3 protein-coding genes and 1 pseudogene are annotated in these 4,451 nt (G+C 55.4%); 3 read left to right on the top strand and 1 reads right to left on the bottom strand.

The genetic code is table 11. The features are described 5' to 3' along the window. Nucleotides 1-276 precede the first annotated feature (276 nt). The 3 genes and pseudogenes from NW834_RS13375 (at nucleotide 277) to NW834_RS13365 (ending at nucleotide 2,967) form a co-directional block, all read left to right on the top strand. Nucleotides 277-1,245 (top strand): NAD(+) kinase, encoded by a 969-nt coding sequence (locus NW834_RS13375; protein ID WP_414351512.1) that lies wholly within the window; start codon nucleotides 277-279, stop codon nucleotides 1,243-1,245. 59 nt (nucleotides 1,246-1,304) lie between these two features. Beyond that, the gene (locus tag NW834_RS13370; protein WP_011432118.1) at nucleotides 1,305-1,943 is read left to right on the top strand and encodes a histidine phosphatase family protein; all 639 of its coding nucleotides are present in this window, start codon (nucleotides 1,305-1,307) and stop codon (nucleotides 1,941-1,943) included. A gap of 64 nt (nucleotides 1,944-2,007) precedes the next feature. Then, nucleotides 2,008-2,967 (top strand): annotated as a pseudogene (locus NW834_RS13365) (patatin-like phospholipase family protein). 103 nt (nucleotides 2,968-3,070) lie between these two features. On the opposite strand, the gene NW834_RS13360 reads toward NW834_RS13365, so the two are convergent. After that, nucleotides 3,071-4,114, bottom strand: a complete 1,044-nt coding sequence (locus tag NW834_RS13360) for a DUF58 domain-containing protein (protein ID WP_414398416.1) — start codon at nucleotides 4,112-4,114, stop codon at nucleotides 3,071-3,073. Between the last annotated feature and the right edge of the window lie 337 nt (nucleotides 4,115-4,451).

Genomic DNA, 4,451 nt, shown 5'->3' with positions numbered 1-4,451 from the left:
GTGGTTGGCTTGCCAACTGCAGGGCTACCGAAAGCCCGCCCTGTACTGCGAAGCAGTCAGGGTCGGGTAGTTTACATTTACTTAACTGTTACTTAAAAGTTGTAGAAGAAAGCTCTGGCGGGGGCAGTGACGCTCAAGGGAGAGCTGCGGTGATCGGTTTCACCGTCCAAGAGAACATTTTCTGGTTAACTTTGGGGGGGATAGTCTGGATTATCCTGAGCAATCCCCAGTCTGAAGAAGGGGACAATCGACAGGGATCCCTTGATGAGGTTGACCATGGACTTGGGCTTGGTGGTGATTGCCTACAAAGAGGGGGATCGGGAGAGCAAGGCCGCTTGTCAGAGGTGTGCTGAACAGTTGCGCCGGCGCGGTGTTACGGTGTTGACAGCTCCCACCGGCTTGCACCACAACCCCTACCCTGTCTTTCTAGAGGCCACCTCGGATCCCATCGATCTGGCAGTGGTGCTGGGGGGAGATGGCTCGGTGTTGGCGGCGGCACGATACCTAGCCTCCTATGGGATCCCGATTTTGCCGATCAAAGTGGGGGGTAGGCTGGGGTTTTTGGCCCAGTCGGAGCGGGTGCTGCAACAGGATCCCTGGGATCGCATTCAGGCAGGGGATTTTTTCTTGCAAGCCCGCATGATGTTGCAAGCCCAGATTTGGGAACAGCCGCAGTTGGGGCAAGGGGATCCCTTGGCCGCCCGTGGAGAGGGAAAGTCGCAAGGCCGTCCGGCCAGCGAAGTCTACTATGCCCTCAATGAGATCTGCCTGAAGCCAATCAACCGAGAACGGCTGCCTGCCGCGATCATGGAGATCGAGGTCAACGGAGAGATTTTGGATCAGTACCACGGGGATGGCGTGCTGGTGGCCACACCGACGGGATCCACCTCTTACACTCTGGCAGCCAATGGCCCCATCCTCGAGCCCACCCTCGACGCCATCATCATCACCCCTATTTGTCCCCTGAGTTTGTCTAGCCGTCCTATTGTCATCAGCGGCACAGCCAGGGTGGACATTTGGCCTCTTGCCGATCCCGAAGGGTTGACCCGCCTGTGGACAGATGGCGTGTTGGCTCAGTCGGTGAATCCCGGCCAGTGGGTTCACATTCAGCAAGCACCTACACCGGCCAAGCTGATGATCCTGGAAAAAGAGCTCTCCTACTTTCGCACTCTGCGGGAAAAGTTGCAGTGGGCAGGTAGCCGCATTTACATCCCCACCACCAACCACCGCCCCGAAGGGGGATAAGGAGAGCTTAAAGTTGGGCAGCTAGAGTGGCAAAGTTCGCTCCCATAAGCATATTTCCCATGAGCCTGAGACTTTACCTCCTTAGACACGGAGAAACTCCCTACAGCCGTTCCGGCAGCTTTTGCGGCGCTCTCGATCCCGACCTCACCCCCGAAGGCAAACAAATGGCAGAAGCCTTTGCCGCAGCCTATGCTGGGATCCCTTGGCAAGCTCTCTACGTCAGCCCAATGCGGCGCGCCTTGGCTACCCTAAGCCCCCTGGCCGAGAAAGTTGGCTTGGAGATGCAGATTCGAGAGGGCCTAAGAGAAATTCACTACGGCGAGTGGGAGGGCAAAACCCACGCTGAGGCGCAAGAAGCCTACCCAGAAGCCTATTGGCGCTGGATGACCGAGCCAGCCTGGAACGCGCCCCCAGGGGGGGAAACCGCCGTGCAAATTGCCAATCGGGCCATGCCGGTTGTGGCCGAGATCCAGGAAAAATGGACAGGCGGCCACGTCTTGATCGTCTCCCACAAGGCCACCATTCGGGTTATTCTCTGCAGCCTGCTGGGCATCGACCTGGGTCGCTACCGGGATCGCATTGAGGTTTTGGCCGCCTCGGTCAGCGTGGTCAAGTTCGACCGCTATGGCCCCCTTCTGGAAATCTTAGGGGAACGCAGTTATCTGCCTTCCGATCTGCGGGAAAGGGCAGGTACCTAATTGTTAGAGGGAGCAAGGTTTAGGATTCTTGAGGTCTTTTGGGTCTCTTTTTGAGGGAGCAATCATGGGCAAAAAACTGGGATTAGCACTGGGCAGCGGCGGAGCGAGGGGATGGGCTCATATTGGTGTGATTCGAGCTCTAGAGCGGGCTGGGATCTCCGTTGACTACATTGCCGGGACGAGCATTGGCGCTTTTGTGGGAGCCATTTATGCAGCGGGAGAACTGGATGAGCTGGAAGACTTTGTGCGAGATCTCAACTGGAAGATGATCCTGTCTTTGTTTGATGTGGTCTTTCCCACCTGTGGCCTGCTGGATGGCAACAAAATTTATGAGCTGCTGACAGAACATTTGCAAGAGCTGTGTATTGAAGAGGCCGGGATCCCCTTTTGCTGTGTGGCTACCGACTTGATCACAGGCTAGGAGGTGCTGTTGCGTTCGGGCAAAATGGCAGATGCCGTGCGGGCCAGCATCTCTATCCCAGGGATCTTTACACCCTTTTACTACGAAGGGCGCTATCTCGGAGATGGAGGCATTGTCAATCCGGTGCCGGTGCGAGTGGTGCGGGAGATGGGGGCCGATGTTGTTGTTGCGGTCAATCTCAACCATGTGGATCCCGCGGATGTGGAGTCGCAACTGGAAGAAACAGAGGTGGAAGAAACCCTTCAACGGCGACAGCGCTTGAATGCTGAAGGAGAAGTGATCGAAGAAGAAACCAACTTCATCACCCGCATTCGCAAACGCTATCAATCCCTACAACAAGGGATCCAAGAAAAAATTAGCCAATGGTTTCCAGATGAGCCCTCTGGTCCCAATATTTTCGACGTTATTGGCAAGACGTTGAACGTGATGGAGCAAATCGTTACCCGCAGTGTTTTAGCCGAACATCCGCCGGATTTGCTCTTACAACCCAAGCTGAGCCAGTATGGGATCTTCGATTTTCATCAAGCAGATCCGATTATTCAGGAGGGCTATCGACAAATGCGGCGGGCCATTCCAGAATTGCGACAAAAGTTGGAGCAGTGAACCACCACTTCTTCAGCAGTTTAACCTAAAGCTTTGCAAGGATCTGCGCCCAAGCTTTCCAAACAATCTCAGATGGATCCTGCTATCAAAATGGGCCTGAAGCTCACTCAATTGGGATAAATTGCAACAGCGATCCCGTGTGGATGAGATGGGCCGGGGCAGATTTTCCATCCTGGTCGGGATGGGCCAGCAGCACACAGCGATCTTGAGGGGTGAGGTCAAACTTGACAGAGGGATCAGGTTCTCTTTCCAGTGGAGGGCTGAGCTGGGGATCCCCGACAAAAGTAAGTCGTGCCAACACGGTCAGCAGGTGATCTTGATGGGCCAGGTCTGACCCAAAAGGAGTCCGCTCTTGTAACGTAACAAGTGCTACCGGGTAACCTTCTCGCATCAAGTAGAAGAGGATCCCGGCACAGCGCTCTACAGCTCGCTCCAACTTGTCTCGATGGATCTCGGGCCTCTCTTTCTGGGGCTGCCAGCGGTTTTCAAAACAGAGGGTGATGGCCTGGGCTCGTGGACGCTCCAACTCCCGCACGATCAGTTGGTCCCGTTTGGCCGAGATCTTCCAGTGGACAGAACGCACATCGTCGTGGGGTCGGTAGGGCCGTAAGCTCAGGTAGTCTCCCTCTCGACCAGGCTGGGGGCGCAATTGGTTGCCGCTGCTGAGCTGATCCCACAGCGCCAATCCTTGAACCGGGGCGAGCCGCGGAAACACGATCACCGTTTGGGGATCCCTAATCTCTACCGCCTTGCGGAAGAGTTCAAATGGAAAACTGGTGGCAACTTCAAAACCCTGCAACTGCCAGGCTCCCCGCCTTGAAAAAGTATGCTGGTAAAAAGTGTCCACCTTGGCACCGGGATCCACCCGCAAAACATAGCTGGAAGGCCAATCTTCCCGCCTCAGCCCCTCAATGCGTTCGCTCACCTGCAACGAGAAGCTGGGCAGGCGCCGTTTGCGATTGACCAGCGTGAGACCCACTAAGACAGGCTGGCCAGCGAAAATGCGGCTAGGCAACTGCCGGCTGACCTCCAGATCTTTGAGGGTAAGATCAGAGAGGGTACCACTGATGAGAATAAGGCTGAGCAGCATTCCCAGCAACAAATACAGGGGATTGTTGCCGGTGTTGAAAGCAGCAATACTTACCAACAGGGCGATCCCGACAAACCGCCCCCCAATACGGGTAAAGCGGAAGCGGCGCAGAAAACGAACCTGGCGCCCTGATTTCTGCTCTGAGGAGAAGATCCCCAGGCTTCCCGTCCGTTGAAGCAGTAATGGAACTAGTTTTCGGCTTAGTTTCCACAACACCGCAGTCCCCTCATCACTCGTTCATCCCCGGCCCCTCTCCAAAGGAGAAAGAGGTCTGGAATCTACAAGCTGCTTCAGTGTAATTTGAAATCACCATAACCAGTGCTACGGGCAGGTTTTTTCTGAGAGGATTTCAGCAATGGCCGCAGCCACCCGCTCTTGTTGACAGGTGGTCAAC

It is taken from the genome of Synechococcus sp. R60.1 (assembly GCF_047461835.1).
Classification (GTDB): domain Bacteria; phylum Cyanobacteriota; class Cyanobacteriia; order Thermostichales; family Thermostichaceae; genus Thermostichus.
The sequence above is the reverse complement of the archived record's forward strand: the minus strand, read 5'-3'. Positions and strand labels throughout refer to the sequence as shown.